Below are 16,247 nucleotides of genomic sequence, written 5' to 3' on the forward strand. Positions count from 1 at the left end.
TTTTTATACTTTCTTTAAGTGTCAACAAATCATCCGAACTGATTAAATAAACATGTTCGGATGATTCTGTGACTCATATCCTTTTGTTCCAGTATCCTGTACTTTCTTTATAGAGATTAGCTTCCGAATTTATACAATCGTTCATAGAAGTCAATCAAAAATTGATTAAATAATTCTTCTGATGGTGCCATTGTTCTTGTGTTGGGTTTGATAATGCCAACCGTTCGAGTGATTTCAGGTTCTGTTATCTGCTTGGTGACCAAGTCAGGCGTTCGGGAATGAGGGAAGGCGTGTTCAGGTAATAAAGCAATGCCGAAATCAGCGGAAACCAACCCTTTAATGGTTTCAATATCCTCCCCCGCAAACGCAATGTCTGGAGTGAAACCGGCTTGCTTGCAAGCATTGACGACAATATCGTGAAGCGCAATCCCTTTGTGAAAAGTCACAAACCGCTCTCGGCGTAATTGTTTTAAACTTAACCGCTCCTGTTCAGCAAGCGTATGGTCAGAGGGTAGCAAAGCGATGAGCTTTTCTGTATAAAAAATGTTGCCGGTTAGGCGTTCAACATTGTGCGGGACCGGTGAGATCACAGCCAAATTAATATCACCTTGATCAATTAACTGCTTCAAATATTGTGCTGACCCTTGGTGAAGTTGAAATTGGATGTCTGGATGCTCATCCCGAAACTGTGAGAGGGCCATCGGCAAGGTTTCAATTGACAGGCTTGTTGCTAATCCTAGTCGAATTAATCCTTTTTCCGGATTCAAATAATCGTCAATTTCCTGTTTGGCTTGATCGAGCTCAGACACCACGCGCTCCATGTGCTTCAGAAACACTCGCCCCACGGATGTTAATTTAACGTTCCGCCCTTCTCGAATAAAAAGCGATACGCCCAATTCTTCTTCTAATAAAGAGATATGGCGACTGATCGCTGACTGAGCCACGTGCAGAACATGAGCCGCTTCCGTGACATGTTCCCTTCTTGCGACCTCCATAAAGTAATGAATCTGCCGTAATTCCATGGTTATTTCACAACCGTTCTTATTTTGAGATTGTTTATATATTAATTATATATTGTATAGAACAATTGATTTGCAGTAAACTGGTAATTAACAGAAAATTTCTGTCGCTCGACTAGGAAGGGAGATGTTTTGATGCAAAACAACGGAATGTACCGGTCGGATTTTGAGCATGATGCATGCGGGATCGGTTTCATTGCTGATATTAATAATCAACCATCACACGAAACGATTATAGATGGTTTGCATATGTTAAGCCGACTGAATCACAGGGCTGGTCAAAATGATGATACGGGTGATGGTGCGGGTATCCTCGTTCAGATCCCGGATCAATTCTTTCGCGATCATCTCCCGTGTCATTTACCTCAAGCGGGCGATTATGCTGTAGGTATGGTGTTCATGCCACAGGAGCAACGTTTAAGAGAAACTTATGAAACCGAAATCAATCAAATTATAAAAAAATCATCTTTAACTTTAATAGAGTGGCGCGATGTCCCGGTAAATAACGAAAGGATCAGCCGGAAAGCTAATGAAGATTGCCCTTCCATCAAGCAGGTGTTTGTAAAAAAAGCGTTCGGCATGGATCAAAAACAATTTGAACGGGCGTTATATATTATAAGACGAAGCGTGGAAAAACGTTGTTCAGATCTTTACTTTTGCAGTTTTTCCAGTCGGACGATCGTTTATAAAGGGATGATCAAACCAGAACGTTTGAAAGACTTTTATCTTGATTTAAGTCATCCTTCGTTTGCATCAGCATTAGCTTTAGTGCATTCGCGTTTTAGCACAAATACCTTTCCGACATGGGAGCGGGCGCATCCGAATCGATCAACGGTTCATAACGGTGAAATTAATACGTTGAGAGGCAATATTAATTGGATGAAAGCCCGGGAACAGCAGATGTCGACCGACGTTTTTGGTGATGATTTATCGGAATTGCATCCGGTTATTGATAATGAGGGCAGCGATTCGGCTGTTTTTGATAATGTATTAGAATTTCTAACCCTTAGCGGACGTCCGATGCCGCATGCGGCATTAATGATGGTTCCCGAGCCATGGGAACGTTCAGACGATGTTGATCCACTTATGAAGAATTTCTATGAATATCATAGTGCATTTATGGAACCTTGGGATGGTCCAATGGCATTAGCTTTCACAGATGGGCAGCAAATCGGAGCTTTATTAGACCGGAATGGCTTACGACCTGGACGCTATTATCTAACGAACAATGATAAAATCATTTTTTCATCGGAATTCGGTGTCGTTGACGTTCCTCAATCGGAAGTCAAGACGAAGGGCCGGATCAAACCAGGTGAACTATTAGTCATCGATTTAGAAGAAAAACGTATCATCCCTGATACAGAATATAAACAAAATCTCAGTACGGAACAACCTTATGGGGCGTGGCTCAGTCAAGAGAAAATGACGGTGGATCATGAACATGAGCAGGAACCTGATATAACGCCGGAGGAACTCTTTAAGTTACAGACGGCTTTTGGGTATACCTATGAAGAGTTAATGAAAGGGTTAAAACCGATGGTTACGGATAGTAAGGATCCGCTTAGTTCAATGGGGGTGGATACCCCTTTAGCTGTGTTATCGGAAAAGCCGCAGTTATTGTATAACTATTTCAAACAATGGTTTGCTCAGGTGACGAATCCGCCCATTGATGCCATCCGTGAAGAAAGCATGACGGCAACACTGACATGGATGGGGCCGCAAGGGAATATCCTGCAACCGGAAGCCGATCATTGTCGTCGGGTGCAATTGCAGCAACCTGTTATTGGCTATGACCAAATTCAACAAATTGCAGGTTTATTAAAGACGGATACTGTTTCGCTTAACTTTGAAACGGATGCTTCAATTGATTACAAGGATTTGATGGACCGCTTATTCACTCAAGTGGATGATTGCCTAGAAGCGGGGGCTGAGGTCTTGGTATTGTCAGACAGAGGTGTTAATACTAATCATGCCGCTATTCCCGCGTTGCTTGCTTCATCGGCCGTCCATCATTATCTTATTCGCCAGGGGATAAGGACAAAAGTCAGTTTGATTATTGAAACGGCAGAGGCACGGGACGTGCATCAAATGGCGATGCTGCTTGGATTCGGAGCAGACGCTATGTATCCGTATCTTGGTGTGGCCACGCTTCATCAACTCATTGATGATGGTCATATTGAAGGGGTTTCGAAGGCAGATGCAACTCAAACCTATTTCTCTACTTTGACCACGGGTATTGTCAAGGTTATGTCAAAAATGGGAATATCAACAATTCAAAGTTATCGTGGTGCGCAAACGTTTGAAGCGGTCGGTATTGGTCAAGACGTGATTGAGCGCTATTTCACGGGAACGGTTTCGCAACTGGATGGCATTTCGTTAGAAGATATCTTTTCGGATGCCCTCAGACGACATCAGCAAGCCTTTGATGATTCAGCTGAAGCAACATTGGATTCCGGCAGTGACATGCAATGGCGCCGCGGTGGTGAGCATCATCAGCTCAATCCGAAGACCATCCATACGTTACAACAGGCTGCACGAAAAAATGATTATGAATTATATAAGCAATTTAGTGAATTAGCCAACCAAGAGAGTTTAGTTAATATCCGCGATTTATTGACGTTGAATAGCAACCGTCAGCCAGTTCCCATTGATGAAGTCGAGCCAGTTGAGGCGATTACGCGCCGGTTCAAATCCGGAGCGATGTCCTACGGTGCGTTAAGTCAAGAGGCTCACGAAGCGCTTGCGATTGCTATGAACATCATCGGCGGAAAAAGTAATAGCGGTGAAGGCGGTGAGGATCCAGAGCGTTACGAACTTGATGATGATGGCCTTGATCGAAAAAGTGCGATCAAACAAGTGGCATCAGGTAGATTCGGTGTGAGCAGTCACTATCTATCAAACGCTAACGAAATCCAAATCAAAATGGCCCAGGGGGCCAAACCAGGTGAAGGGGGGCAGCTCCCTTCCCATAAAGTTTATCCCTGGATAGCAGAGGTTCGCGGCACGACACCGGGTGTTGGGCTGATTTCACCGCCGCCTCACCATGATATTTATTCAATCGAGGATTTGGCTCAACTCATCCACGACTTGAAGCGGGCTAATCCAAAGGCGAGGATTAGTGTCAAACTGGTTGCGAAATCAGGTGTGGGTACGATTGCTGCCGGCGTTGCAAAGGGATTAGCTGATGTGATATTAATCAGTGGTCATGACGGTGGATCAGGAGCATCACCACGTTCAAGTATTAAGCATGCGGGCCTTCCGTGGGAATTAGGTTTGGCAGAAACCCAGCAAACATTGGTGTTAAATGGGCTGCGTGATCGAGTCACTATTGAAACTGACGGAAAAATGATGACGGGACGGGATGTGTTAATAGCTGCATCCTTAGGTGCTGAGGAATATGGCTTTTCAACCACTCCGCTGATTGCTCTTGGCTGTGTGATGATGCGAGCCTGTCACCTTGACACCTGTCCCGTTGGTGTTGCCACTCAAAATCCAGAGCTAAGAAAACGAATGATGGGAAAACCGGAACATGTCGTCAATTATTTGCAATTTATTGCACAAGAGATCCGGGAGCTGCTTGCTGAACTAGGATTTCGTACTCTTGATGAATTGATTGGTGACACATCGGTATTAGCCAAGAAATCAAAGCTGGATTCCCATTCTAAAGCTAAGCATCTTAACTTAGATCCATTGCTGCAACCCGTTGATGCGAATTTGGAGCGCCGATTTGCTCGTGAACAGGATCATCAATTGGAGCACAGTTTTGACTATCGGCACTTGCTCCCTGATTTTCAAGGCTTGATAGCTGAACAACAACCGATGATGAGACATTATGAGATTAATAATACTGACCGGGCTGTGGGTACCGTCTTAGGCCATCACATATCTAGTGAGCATGGGGCTGACGGTTTACCTGAAGACACGTTCCAAATGTCTTTCACTGGTTCGGCGGGGCAGAGTTTTGCAGCGTTTGTCCCTCAGGGCATGTCAATGTCAGTTGATGGTGATGCAAATGATTATCTTGGAAAGGGTCTATCGGGTGGCAAGGTGATGATTCGACCTGATATGAATATGCATAAGCCCGATGATCAGGTGATTGCCGGTAATGTAGCCTTCTTTGGTGCGACTAGCGGAGAGGCTTATATCCGTGGTCGTGCTGGCGAGCGTTTTTGTGTTAGAAATAGTGGTGCGCATGCCGTTGTTGAAGGTGTCGGCAATCATGGTTGTGAGTATATGACCGGTGGTACGGTGCTCGTACTTGGTGATATCGGCAAAAACTTTGCTGCTGGTATGACAGGTGGCCAGGCTTATATTATTCCTGATATAACAGACCATGATATGGCTGATCGTATCAATCGGGAAATGGTTGCCATTGAAACTGGATTGACTGATGACGAAGATGCTGAGATTAAAGCTATGCTTGAGGAGCATTTGCTATATACGGGAAGTCCGAAAGCTCGACAAATGTTGTCAAGATGGAACAAAATCAAGTCCATGGTGCTTAAGGTGATTCCAAAGGACTATCAAAATATGCTTCGAGCCATAACTGCATTAAAACAGTCAGGCTTAACACATGATGAAGCGATTCTGGAAGCTTTTAATAGAAAACAGGCAGGTAACCCCCTGCCCCAAAATGAGACGGATAGTTATGAAACAGTTTCGTGACGTAAGGAGGGGTAAGTTTGGCAGATCCGAAAGATTTTATGAATATACCAAGAGTAGAACAACCGGAAGAACATCCATCTGAGAGAATATCTCATTGGGATGAATATCAACAGTCTATGCCCCAGGAAGATGTCGAGGAACAGGCATCACGTTGCATGGATTGTGGCACTCCCTTTTGTCAAACGGGGATTGAGTGGAGTGGGGTTGCCTCCGGTTGTCCCTTATATAATGTGATTCCTGAATGGAATGAACTTGTATCACGAGGAAAGTGGCGAGAAGCCTTTGACCGTCTGATGAAGACGAATAACTTTCCGGAATTTACAGGCCGTGTTTGCCCGGCTCCATGTGAAGGAGCTTGTACTGCGGCACTCCCAACATCACCTGTCAATATTAAGACAATTGAACAAGCAATTGTTGACAAAGCTTATCAGGAAGGGTGGATTAAGCCGATGCCTCCTCATGAGAGAACGAGTAAGCAAGTAGCTGTTGTTGGCTCGGGTCCTGCTGGTTTAACGGCTGCCGATGAGTTGAATAAAGCTGGCCATCACGTGACTGTCTATGAGCGTGATGACCGTCTTGGCGGTTTGCTCATGTACGGTATCCCAAATATGAAACTGGATAAGAAATGGGTGAATCGGCGCATCGCCATTTTGGAGGATGAGGGCATTCGCTTTAAAACGGGTGTATCCATTGGTGAAGATGTATCTTTCGAGAAGCTTGAGACAACTTATGATGCCGTCATCGTTTGTACAGGTGCACAAAAACACCGTGATCTACCGATTGAAGGGCGCGAGTTGAACGGAGTCCATTTTGCCATGGATTATTTAAAGGACAGTACAAAGACCCTATTAGATGATCATCAAAGTTATAACCAAAAAATATCAGCTAAGAATAAAAACGTTGTTGTAATCGGAGGCGGCGATACTGGCGCCGACTGTGTGGCCTCGGCTTTACGACAAGAAGCAAAAAGTATTGTTCAGTTTGGTAAGCACCCTGCGTTACCTGAAACACGGCCTTTAGACAATCCTTGGCCCGAGTACCCGCAAGTCTTCTCACTTGACTACGCTTATAAAGAGACGAAAGTCACTAAAGGAGAAGACCCAAGAGAGTACAGTATTCAAACGCAGCGTTTTGTGGGTGACGAAGATGGCAAAATTATAGGATTGGAGACGGTAAGAATCGTCTCCGATGTAGATGAAGCCGGCCAATCCTATATGCGTGAATGTGAAAACTCTAAAGAGTTTTGGCCCGTTGATCTTGTTCTGATTGCTATCGGATTTGTAGGTGTTGAACAGGAGATCGATCATGCTGGTTTAGCTGTTAATCAAAGAGGCAGCTTGGCTGCCAATCGGAAAACGTACCAGACCAATCGGGCGAAAGTCTTTGGAGCGGGTGATGCTCGTCGCGGTCAAAGTTTAGTCGTGAACGCTATTCGTGAGGGTCGTGAAGCGGCTGATTCCTGTCATCAGTATTTGATGGAGACCGCCCAATTAACAAGTTAATGATTCCGAGATTAAACAACCGGTGCTTTTATTGCGCCGGTTTATTTTAGATTGATAGAATAAGTAACGTTGATTATCCACCCTCTTATAGGTCCTAAGTTTGAAAGATGGGTGTTATTGTTCTAATAATCATTAATCTGTGTTAGTATATCCTTATTATTAAATTCATTTGATCAAATGATACCAATTTGGGAAAAAAGATCAATTGTTCCCCAACTCAGTCAGGGGGATTTTTAGTATTTTTCCCGATACTTCTATAGGATCAGAACTGTTATAATAAAGTTGCAGAAGTTAAATTAAAACAAAGAGAGTCATTGTTTAGTTATTCACTTCTGTTTCTCCATCATAAAACTCTTTGTTTTACTCTTCCCCAATGATGGGTTCACCCAAACGGTGAGCCCTTTTTAATCTATTTTACCGTCATTTTTATAAAAGCCATTGAAATATACAATATATTGCGCTATAATTCGATGTGGAATTCAATATGTTGTATATTCGTGATAGTTAAGGTGTCCTTCAAGGAATTAAAAGGGAATCCGGTGAAAGGCCGGAGCTGTCCCCGCAACTGTCAGTGTTACGAAACGGAAGTAGCCACTGTACAATCAGCTTTTGTGCTTTTTGTATGGGAAGGCCCGGAGTAGGATGAAGCACAAGCCAGTAGACCTACCTTATCTATAGCGTTTCATAAACTTCGGGGATCTGAGTGAATGAAACGGCGCCGGCGGGAACGTGACGGGAGTAAGTCTATTATTTTTTAATAGATGATCTCATATGTTTCTTTTACATGCTTTTAAAGGTCTGTGTCGTTTCAACCTCATCCTGAATATGGATGGGTTTTTTTATGCCCAAATGATTGGAAGGAGCTTGAACATGCAGACGACTGAAAGGGTCTCACCAAAATTAAATCGCTTAGAAGGTGAACTTCTAGCACGATTTCCACAACTAGATATATCGGCAGTCATCGAAAAAACAAGTCAGCAAAGTCAACATAAAAATGAGGCTGAACTTGACCAGCTATTGGCGCTTAATATATTAGAAAAAATCACAGCCGAGGAACCGGACTGGACCTATGCCGCAGCTTATGTTTTCCTACAACAACTCTATGAAGAGACAAAGACGAGACGTGATATTGCATCAGGTTATGGTGATTTTTACGGACTGATTGAAACGTTGACGAACATGGGCGTTTACTCTCATGAATTAATCAATACTTATAGCCATGAAGATATTCAAGAGTTGGAAAATACTATTGACTCTGATAAAGATTCTCTTTTTACTTACATAGGTATTAAAACCTTGAGTGATCGTTATCTAGCTCGGGATTATGAAGGACATATCTATGAACTTCCACAAGAACGCTTGATGATCATTGCGATGACTTTGATGAAACAGGAACAAGCGGATCGCCGGCTTGAGTGGGTTAAAGAAGCCTATTGGGCCTTATCAAATCTATATATGACCGTGGCAACACCCACATTGGCCAATGCGGGCAAGTCTTATGGTCAGTTAAGCTCATGTTTTATAGATACTGTGGATGATAGTTTGCGCGGCATCTATGATTCGAATACGGATGTTGCGACGCTATCAAAAAATGGCGGCGGCATTGGTATCTATCTTGGCAAGATTCGTTCCCGTGGATCCGATATAAAAGGGTTCAAAGGTGTTTCTTCAGGTGTTCTGCCTTGGATGAAGCAATTAAATAATACGGCTGTCTCCGTCGATCAATTGGGTCAACGTCAGGGAGCTGTCGCCGTTTATTTGGATTGTTGGCATCAGGATATCTTTGATTTCCTTGACGCCAAACTAAACAACGGTGATGAGAGGTATCGGACCCATGATTTATTTACGGCCGTTTGTATTCCTGACTTATTTATGGAAAAGGTTGCTGCCAGGGAAGATTGGTATTTATTTGATCCGCATGAAGTTCGAAAAGTGATGGGATTTTCACTAGAAGACTTTTATGATGAAACCAAAGGTAACGGTGAGTTTCGAGCCCATTACCAGGCTTGTGTTGACCATGAAGGCTTGTCGAAAGTAAAGGTACCGGCTATCGATATTTTTAAACGAATCATGGTCTCCCAACTTGAAACGGGAACACCGTTTATGTTCTATCGGGATACCGCCAATCGGATGAATGCGAATAAGCATGAAGGCATGGTGTACGGAAGTAACCTTTGTACGGAAATTGTCCAAAATATGTCGGCGACAACTGTCACAGAAGAAAAAGTTGAGGACGGTAAAATTATCATTATGAAAGAACCGGGTGACTTTGTCGTTTGTAATCTATCATCGATTTCGATGGCCAGTGCGATTCAAGATGAGGTACTAGAGCGATTAATTCCGGTCCAAGTTCGGATGCTTGATAATGTTATTGATATTAATGATATCGAAGTCAAACAAGCGAGCCAGTCGAATCAAAAATATCGTGCGGTAGGTCTAGGAACCTTCGGATGGCACCATCTACTGGCCCTTCAAAAAATTGCGTGGGAATCGGAAGAGGCTGTGAACTATGCTGACCAAATCTATGAAACAATCGCCTATCATGCGATTAAGGCGAGCTGTGAGTTGGCTAAGGAAAAGGGCGCTTATCCAACTTTTCATGGATCGGATTGGTCAACAGGTGACTATTTTGACCAGCATGGTTATACCAGTCGCCAATGGCAAGCGCTAAAAGCGGATGTACAGGCACACGGTATAAGGAATGGCTATTTAATGGCTGTTGCCCCGAATTCATCAACGTCGATCATTGCTGGTTCAACAGCGTCCATTGACCCGATTTTTAGCAAAGCCTATTCGGAAGAAAAGAAAAATTATAAGATTCCAGTTACAGCGCCTGATTTGAATGTCGAAACGACCTGGTATTATAAGTCCGCCTTTAATATTGACCAAAGCATGAGTATTAGACAAAACGCGGCTAGACAAAAACACATCGACCAATCGGTTTCGTTTAATATCTATGTCCACAATGATATCAAGGCGAAAGACTTATTAGGTCTTCATTTTGAAGCTTGGGAATCGGGGCTTAAGACCACTTATTATACAAGATCAACGTCCACAGAGGTCGATGATTGTGAAAGCTGCGAATCTTAATAGGGTTCAGAAGGAGGAGGAATTGATTTGGAAACATTACATGAACGGAAACTGTATGATGTGAATGCCCCAAATGCGTCGACTGGCATTATTAATGGGACGAGTTCAAATGTTCTTAACTGGGATGACACGCGCTTTCCGTGGGCCTATTCGCTGTATAAGACAATGTTGTCGAACTTTTGGACGCCGTTTGAGATTAATATGTCGAATGATATCAAACAATATCAACAATTAACAGACGATGAACAGCGTGCTTTTAATAAAATTATCGGTCTATTAGCGTTCTTGGACAGTATTCAGACGGATTACGCCGGACGGGTCGCCAATTATTTAACAGACTCAAGTTTATGTGCCCTCATGACCGTACTAGGCTTTCAGGAAGTGGTTCATAATCAATCTTACTCTTATGTTTTATCAAGTGTGACCAATAAGCAAAACCAAGATGAAATCTTTGAATATTGGAAGCATGACGAAGTCTTAAGAGAGCGCAATGATTTTATTGTTGAGGGCTATCAAAGATTTATCGATGATCCCACGCCGCAAACGTTTATGGAGTCCATCGTTTTTGATGTCATTCTTGAGGGACTCAACTTTTATTCTGGTTTCGCCTTTTTCTATAATCTTGCACGTAATCAAAAGATGGTATCGACATCAACGATGATAAATTATATTAATCGTGACGAACAGCAGCATGTGAACTTGTTTGCCCGTATATTTAAAGCCGTACGTGAAGATTATCCAGAGTTGAAGACGGCCGAGAATGACGAATTTGTACGCCAAACCTTTATAAAGGCTGCGGAATTGGAAATTAATTGGGGCCGCTATATTATCGGTGATCGATTTGATGGTATCACTATGGAAGAATTGGAAGCTTATATTAAGTTCACAGCTAATACACGGGTCAAGCAATTAGGTGTGGACAGCCCATTCAGTGACTATAATAAGAATCCGTTACCGTGGATTAAGGCCTATTCGGATGTCAATGCCGGTAAAAGTGACTTCTTTGAACAAAAATCAAGGCAATATACGAAAGTGACCGATACGAACGGTTTTGATGATTTATAGGATGATCTAAATGAGCTCCTAGAAGCAGTAACAGTCTTCTGGGCTCATTTTTTGATATTATGAAGATGGCTGTGTGAAGTTATGAAATAAATTTTGAAAAATATTGTAACACATTTGTCAAGTCCATTTTATTGAGTTTGTGCTTTTTTCATGAGAAAATAGTGTCAAAAGCACAAAGGAACGATTCATATGCCAAAATTACCAAAATGGTTAAAAAAATCGTTTGTAACGATGGTAACGGTATTGACGCTTGGGACAGTCGTTCCACAAGTTAATATACAAGCTGAGTCAAAGCCATCCAATACTGATATTGAAGGGTCAAAAGATCATAAAGGATTATCGTCAGCAGCAACGGTAGAGCAAACCCTTGTTGTTGATCAACCCACCGAACAAGCTGATTTTGATGCTAATGAGACACTGGACAGTTGGCCGGAAATTGCGGCAACAATCAATGATAATGATGAACTATTAGCACGTTTTAATGAATATACACGTGAACAAGCCGAATCGCAAGGTTTTGCTAAGTTTGGAGACACGATTTCAGCAGAAATTGGTCCAACTTATAGCCAAAAAATTGTCCCAAAATTTGGCGATGCTGTTCTATCACTTGCGAATACAACCGATGATCATCTTTTGAAATTTGTTGATGTCAGCAATAATCCAGCTGGCGGTACCGGGGAACGGATACTGAATGTCTATGATACACGCACAGGTGAGGAAATGATTAAATTCCATGTGCGCCGGGATCACCCGCCACAAGAAGGTTACTGGTTTAACTTTCATTACCATACGTATGAAGATGGATTCCAGTCACACCGTGAATTGGAAAAAGTGTATTGGGATAAAAATATGCCGCCCAAATGGGTGAACTAAGTTGCCGATATGCACGCCGGCAGCTTTTTTTTTTATGAACTATTAACAAATGTCCATGCATGCGATATAATGCAATCAAACACTGAAATAAACACTTTTGAAACACTCGTATAATCGCGGGAATAAGGCCTGCAAGTTTCTACCGGATGACCGTTAATCATCCGACTACGAGTGAGTTGGTTTTCATATATTGACACGTCTCATTTAACATAGATTGGCGTGTTATTTGCTTACCCAAACCATCTCACTCTGTCGTGAGGGCGGTTTGGGTTTTTCTTATGGATCCGACCGTCTTCCGCCAATATTTAAGGGGGTAGACAACATGGAAGCATTAGAACAGAAAATCAGATCAGAGGGTCAAGTGCTAAGTCGCGATATCTTAAAGGTCGATACGTTTTTGAATCATCAAATAGATCCCGAGCTTATGCAGCAAATCGGTGATACATTTGCTGAACGTTTCCGGTCTAAAGGCATCACAAAAGTATTAACCATTGAATCTTCTGGGATTGCACCGGCGATTTTCACAGCACAAACGTTAGGGGTTCCGTTAGTGTTTGCACGTAAAAAACAATCATTAACCCTCAAGCAAGATCTAGTGACAGCTGATGTCTATTCATATACAAAAAATGAAGCAAATAAAATATTTATCTCTGACCAATTTTTGACGCCTCATGACTCTGTCTTAATCATCGATGATTTTCTTGCCAAAGGCGAGGCTGCTAAGGGCTTAGCTCGTATTGTCGAACAAACGGGTGCCAAGGTTGCTGGTCTTGGTATTGTCATTGAAAAGTCATTCCAAGATGGACGAGCTGAACTCGATGAATTAGGTTATCATGTTGAATCACTTGCACGGATTGCCGCGCTTCATGATAATGGCAACATTGATTTCAAACGCGAAGAGAGCGAGGTGGTCACAAATGGAATTCAAACGTGAACCAGGGAAAATGTTGTCCCTTGGTTTCCAACACGTTCTTGCCATGTATGCTGGTGCGGTTCTTGTACCGTTGCTGATCGGTCAGGCCCTTGGTTTGTCGGGCACGGAATTGAGTTACCTAGTATCTATTGATCTTGCCGCCAGTGGTGTGGCCACCCTGCTTCAAGTATGGAAAAACCGGTTTTTCGGTATCGGACTCCCTGTTGTGCTTGGATGTACCTTTACGGCGGTAGCACCGATGATCACCATCGGTAAGCAATTCGGTCTTTCAGGTATCTATGGATCCATACTGATTGCAGGGCTTGTCGTTATCTTAATTGCTAAGTATTTTAGTAAAATTATTAAACTATTTCCACCGGTTGTGACGGGTTCCGTTGTGACCATTATCGGGATGTCTTTAATTCCAACTGCGATTGATAAGATGGCAGGAGGCCAAGGTAGTGAGCGTTTTGGTAGCCCGATGAATTTGGCGCTATCGTTTGGCGTGTTATTACTCATTATCTTAATCAATCGTTTTTTTAAAGGCTTCATTAGAGCCATTAGCATTTTGATTGGCCTTATTGGCGGAACGGTTGTGGCCTATATGTTCGGTAGGGTTGATATGTCGTCAGTGGGTGAGGCCGATTGGTTTCATATGGTTGAACCCTTTCACTTTGCCACGCCAACCTTCCACTTGAGTGCGATATTAACGATGGTGATTGTCGCGATTGTCAGTTTGATTGAGTCAACGGGCGTGTTTTTCGCTTTAAGCGATGTCTGTGATCAACCGTTGGATGATAAGGATTTGGAACGGGGCTACCGTTCTGAAGGGTTAGCAATTGTGATTGGCTCATTATTCAATGCGTTCCCGTATACAACATTTTCACAGAATGTTGGTCTTGTTGAACTATCCAACGTGAAATCAAAGAAAATCATCGTGATATGTGGTTTACTGTTAATTGGATTTGGTTTGGAACCGAAAATTGGTGCGTTGACAACATTGATTCCAACCCCTGTCTTAGGTGGGGCGATGGTCGCTATGTTTGGTATGGTCATTGCTTCAGGAGTGAAAATGTTAAGTCGCGTGGATTTCTCCAAGCAGGATAATTTAATGATCATCGCTTGTTCGGTCGGATTAGGTCTTGGTGTCACGGTTCAGCCGGATCTGTTTGCTCAGTTACCTAACAGTGTACAAATCATCACGAATAACGGCATTGTGGCCGGCAGTATCACAGCGATTCTTTTGAATATCATATTTAATGTGAGTGTTTCTCGACAAAAGACCCGGCAAAAAGCCGCCATACAGACTCAGGCTGAGCGGGTATCGTAAAGTAAAACGATTTATACCAAAACACCAAAACATGACGTTTAGGCTCCCATTATAACAGTGGGTGTTGCCTGAGCGTCATGTTTTTTATTCTACTACTTTCGATAAACGGGAAGGATGATTCGTTAATGAGTCGAATTCTATTTAAAAAGGGAAAGTATTTTTGTGGTGGATAGATGCTGAAAGGAGCATACATATGTCGCTAGAATTAACATCAATGACGGAAGAAAGATTTAATCAATATTATAAGCATGCTTTGAAAGCGTATGCAGATGAACACGTGAAAGCAGGAAATTGGAAAGAAGAAGAGGCCATTCAAAAGGCTCGGCAACAATTTGAGCAACTGTTGCCAGATGGGCTAGAAACAAAGGATCATCATCTGCTATCTATTTTACATGATGGAGAACCTATCGGGATTTTATGGTTGCGTGTCCAATCAAATCATCAAGAAAAGCAAGCCATTATATTTGACATTAAGCTTGATGAGGATCAGCGTGGGAAAGGATTCGGAACAGCCGCAATGGAAGCTATTGACGAGTATGCACAGTCAATGGGTGTCCAGCAAATACGCCTACATGTTTTCGCACATAATCAACGAGCTAAATCCCTTTATGAAAAAATGGGTTATGACATGACGGGTTATCAAATGTCGAAAAGGTTATCATGACATAATATAGATACTTTATGATAGTCACATCAACACTTTTGTTTAATAAAGGAGAAATAGAATATGAACACGTCTACGAACGATGGTATCCATGATCTTTACCACAAACTCATCAATGCATGGAACAACCGTGATGCTCATGGAATGGCTGAGCTGTTTTCGGAGGATGGGGTTCAAATTGGGTTTGATGGGAGCAAGGTCATTGGACGTGAGGAACTTTTATCACATCTTAAGCCCATTTTTAAAAATCATCCTACACCTCCATTTATAAGTAAGGTTAAGAACATACGAATGCTGGGATCTGCTGCTATGCTGCATGCTATTGTAGGAATGGTACCACCTGGGAAAACAGACATTGCTCCGGAACTAAATGCTCATCAAACGCTAGTCGCAGTTAAGAAAGATGATGCATGGGAAATTGAACTGTTTCAGAACACGCCAGCCCAGTATCATGGGAGACCTGATTTAGTCGAACAAATGACAGAGGAGCTTAAAGACTCATTTATGTAAGGGTAGATAAGATGGCTGCTGTCTTTAAGGCAATGGAAAGAAAATTTATGGGAATATAATTTATGAAGGGTGACTGCGTTCTTGAATTCTAAATGGTATGTGGTGTTATATTAATCTTTTTAGTTGGCGCTTCATTATGATTGTGACACCCAAGTTAGAAGTATCTTCAATAATGGAATGTATTCATTTTTTCAGTTGGATTAATATTATGCTTGATAGGGATAAGGTCATCTAATTCTACTTATACAATTTAAGGTTTTGGGAACTAGTCAAGATTATTTTAAGGAACATATCTTAAAACGAAATAGCGAATCCTACTAAATTGTTTTGAACTAAAAATCATATAAAAAAAGTTGTTGACTCAATCAGTTGATTTTGATAAATTAATAAATGTCGCTTTTGAGCGAAGCTAAGCCAATTTTGAAGATATCTATTGACTTCATTAATAAGTTTTGGTATATTAATAGATGTCGCTCTTGAAGCGTCCGGAAACAAGATAAAACATTGTTGACACTAAAGATAACTTTTGATATACTAATTGAGTCGCTTTGACGAGAAATAGCCTTAGCGAATCGATAGATTGCTCTTTGAAAACTAAACAAAAACTCAAGCGCTG

The 16,247-nt window shown here is 42.2% G+C and carries 10 protein-coding genes and 2 riboswitches; of the genes, 9 read left to right on the top strand and 1 reads right to left on the bottom strand.

The window, feature by feature from the left end:
- Positions 1-116: 116 nt before the first annotated feature.
- Entirely contained in the window at positions 117-1,022 is a 906-nt protein-coding gene (locus tag B9Y89_RS03530) for a LysR family transcriptional regulator (RefSeq protein ID WP_085521560.1), read from the bottom strand.
- Positions 1,023-1,154: 132 nt separating this feature from the next.
- Between B9Y89_RS03530 and gltB the strand changes: the two genes are divergently transcribed.
- The 9 genes from gltB to B9Y89_RS03575 all read left to right on the top strand — a co-directional run bounded on the left by gltB (position 1,155) and on the right by B9Y89_RS03575 (position 15,631).
- Positions 1,155-5,684 carry a glutamate synthase large subunit gene (gene gltB, locus B9Y89_RS03535; RefSeq protein WP_085521562.1) on the top strand — a complete coding sequence of 1,510 codons (4,530 nt, stop codon included), beginning with the start codon at positions 1,155-1,157 and terminating at the stop codon, positions 5,682-5,684.
- A 38-nt stretch (positions 5,685-5,722) separates the two neighbouring features.
- Positions 5,723-7,186 carry a glutamate synthase subunit beta gene (locus B9Y89_RS03540; protein ID WP_085521628.1) on the top strand — a complete coding sequence of 488 codons (1,464 nt, stop codon included), beginning with the start codon at positions 5,723-5,725 and terminating at the stop codon, positions 7,184-7,186.
- 490 nt (positions 7,187-7,676) lie between these two features.
- Positions 7,677-7,871, top strand: a riboswitch (cobalamin riboswitch).
- 185 nt (positions 7,872-8,056) lie between these two features.
- Positions 8,057-10,276, top strand: a complete 2,220-nt coding sequence (locus B9Y89_RS03545; protein WP_139822694.1) for a ribonucleoside-diphosphate reductase subunit alpha — start codon at positions 8,057-8,059, stop codon at positions 10,274-10,276.
- Between the two features lie 27 nt (positions 10,277-10,303).
- Positions 10,304-11,341, top strand: coding sequence for a ribonucleotide-diphosphate reductase subunit beta (locus B9Y89_RS03550; RefSeq protein WP_085521564.1), 1,038 nt, complete (start codon positions 10,304-10,306; stop codon positions 11,339-11,341).
- A gap of 189 nt (positions 11,342-11,530) precedes the next feature.
- Entirely contained in the window at positions 11,531-12,214 is a 684-nt protein-coding gene (locus B9Y89_RS03555) for a YpjP family protein (protein WP_085521566.1), read from the top strand.
- Positions 12,215-12,300: 86 nt separating this feature from the next.
- A riboswitch (purine riboswitch) is annotated at positions 12,301-12,402 on the top strand.
- A gap of 134 nt (positions 12,403-12,536) precedes the next feature.
- Entirely contained in the window at positions 12,537-13,148 is a 612-nt protein-coding gene (locus B9Y89_RS03560) for a xanthine phosphoribosyltransferase (protein WP_085521568.1), read from the top strand.
- Positions 13,132-14,457 carry a nucleobase:cation symporter-2 family protein gene (locus B9Y89_RS03565; protein ID WP_085521570.1) on the top strand — a complete coding sequence of 442 codons (1,326 nt, stop codon included), beginning with the start codon at positions 13,132-13,134 and terminating at the stop codon, positions 14,455-14,457. The genes B9Y89_RS03560 and B9Y89_RS03565 overlap by 17 nt, the downstream gene beginning before the upstream one ends.
- A gap of 193 nt (positions 14,458-14,650) precedes the next feature.
- Positions 14,651-15,121 (top strand): GNAT family N-acetyltransferase, encoded by a 471-nt coding sequence (locus B9Y89_RS03570; RefSeq protein ID WP_085521572.1) that lies wholly within the window; start codon positions 14,651-14,653, stop codon positions 15,119-15,121.
- 63 nt (positions 15,122-15,184) lie between these two features.
- A complete protein-coding gene (locus B9Y89_RS03575; RefSeq protein ID WP_085521574.1) occupies positions 15,185-15,631 on the top strand; it encodes an SgcJ/EcaC family oxidoreductase in 447 nt (148 codons plus the stop codon).
- Positions 15,632-16,247 lie beyond the last annotated feature (616 nt).

The organism is Tuberibacillus sp. Marseille-P3662, from assembly GCF_900178005.1.
Lineage (GTDB): Bacteria > Bacillota > Bacilli > Bacillales > Sporolactobacillaceae > Marseille-P3662.

Bases quoted from the DNA above. Each gene is read 5' to 3' on its own strand.
- B9Y89_RS03575 (WP_085521574.1), top strand. From the start codon at position 15,185: ATGAACACGTCTACGAACGATGGTATCCATGATCTTTACCACAAACTC.
- B9Y89_RS03555 (WP_085521566.1), top strand. From the start codon at position 11,531: ATGCCAAAATTACCAAAATGGTTAAAAAAATCGTTTGTAACGATGGTA.
- B9Y89_RS03570 (WP_085521572.1), top strand. From the start codon at position 14,651: ATGTCGCTAGAATTAACATCAATGACGGAAGAAAGATTTAATCAATAT.
- B9Y89_RS03545 (WP_139822694.1), top strand. From the start codon at position 8,057: ATGCAGACGACTGAAAGGGTCTCACCAAAATTAAATCGCTTAGAAGGT.
- B9Y89_RS03560 (WP_085521568.1), top strand. From the start codon at position 12,537: ATGGAAGCATTAGAACAGAAAATCAGATCAGAGGGTCAAGTGCTAAGT.
- B9Y89_RS03530 (WP_085521560.1), bottom strand. From the start codon at position 1,022: ATGGAATTACGGCAGATTCATTACTTTATGGAGGTCGCAAGAAGGGAA.
- B9Y89_RS03565 (WP_085521570.1), top strand. From the start codon at position 13,132: ATGGAATTCAAACGTGAACCAGGGAAAATGTTGTCCCTTGGTTTCCAA.
- B9Y89_RS03540 (WP_085521628.1), top strand. From the start codon at position 5,723: ATGAATATACCAAGAGTAGAACAACCGGAAGAACATCCATCTGAGAGA.
- gltB (WP_085521562.1), top strand. From the start codon at position 1,155: ATGCAAAACAACGGAATGTACCGGTCGGATTTTGAGCATGATGCATGC.